Origin of the sequence: Cedecea sp. VD22, from assembly GCF_037150195.1 — a bacterium.
GTDB lineage: Bacteria > Pseudomonadota > Gammaproteobacteria > Enterobacterales > Enterobacteriaceae > Cedecea.
Genome location: NZ_JBBCPX010000038.1, coordinates 1 through 1,285 on the forward strand (window position 1 = coordinate 1; position 1,285 = coordinate 1,285).

Sequence of the window (1,285 nt, forward strand, 5' to 3'; positions counted from 1 at the left end):
TGTACGGTCCGGGGACATCGTGAACACTTGTTCGGGGACATGGTAGACACTTACAACTAAGGCATAAGAACCCGTTTATGGAGCCGCTTATGCCGTGGGATGCGAGAGATACCATGTCATTACGTTCTGAGTTTGTTCTGCTCGCCTCGCAGGACGGGGCGAACATTCGTCTTCTGTGCCGTCGCTATGGCATTTCTCCTGCCACTGGCTACAAGTGGCTTCATCGCTGGTTACAGGACGGCACTGCCGGTCTTGCTGACCGTTCACGTGCACCACACTTTTCCCCCGCAAGAACCGACGACAGCATTACCGACCTGCTGCGGATGGCACATGCCACACATCCACGCTGGGGGGCCCGCAAGATTAAGGGCTGGCTTGAAGACCACGGGCATCAGTTGCCCGCCTTCAGTACCGTTCATAAGCTGATGGCCCGTCACGGTCTGCTGCCCGGTGTTCCTCCCGGCATCCCGGCTACCGGCCGCTATGAACACAGTGCGCCTAACCAGCTCTGGCAGATGGATTTTAAGGGCCACTTTTCCTTTGCCGGTGGCCGCAGCCATCCGCTGACGCTGCTGGACGATCATTCCCGCTTTTCACTCTGTCTGGCTCACTGTACCGATGAACGCCGTGTCACCGTGCAGACCCAACTGATTAATGTCTTTGAACGCTATGGCCTGCCGGAGAGGATGACGATGGATAACGGTGCGCCGTGGGGAGATACCACCGGGACCTGGACAGCACTGGAACTGTGGCTGATGCGCCAGAGTATCCGGGTGAGCCATTCCCGGCCTTACCACCCACAGACACAGGGCAAGCTGGAGCGTTTTCACCGCAGTCTGAAGGCGGAAGTGCTGCAGGGCCAGTGGTTTACGGACAGCCAGCAGTTGCAACGGGCCTTCGACCACTGGCGGACGGTGTATAACCTGGAGCGGCCCCACGAGGCCCTCGCGATGAAGGCACCGGCTTCGCGATATCAGCCATCGTCGCGGCAGTACAGTGCAGACGTTAAGCCACCGGAATACGATGAGGGAGTGGAGGTACGGAAGGTAGATATCAGCGGAAAGCTGAGCTTCAGGGGCAGCAGTCTGAAGGCAGGTAAAGCGTTCAGAGGAGAATATGTGGGACTGAAAGAGACGATGGAAGACGGGTGTTATGAAGTGTGGTGGTACAGCACGAAAGTGGGGGTGATCGACCTGAAGAATGAGTCGATCACCATGGGTAAAGGATGTTAAAAAGTGTTCACCATGTCTGCGAACACCTGTCTACCATGTCCCCGGACTGTACA

Annotated in this window: 1 protein-coding gene; it reads left to right on the forward strand. The window is 57.1% G+C overall.

The window, feature by feature from the left end; all coding sequences use genetic code 11:
• The first annotated feature begins 89 nt into the window (after positions 1-89).
• Positions 90-1,232, forward strand: a complete 1,143-nt coding sequence (locus WFK85_RS23330; protein ID WP_442892348.1) for an IS481 family transposase — start codon at positions 90-92, stop codon at positions 1,230-1,232.
• Positions 1,233-1,285: the final 53 nt, after the last annotated feature.

Coding starts and splice junctions, on each gene's coding strand:
- WFK85_RS23330 (WP_442892348.1), top strand. CDS start 90: ATGCCGTGGGATGCGAGAGATACCATGTCATTACGTTCTGAGTTTGTT.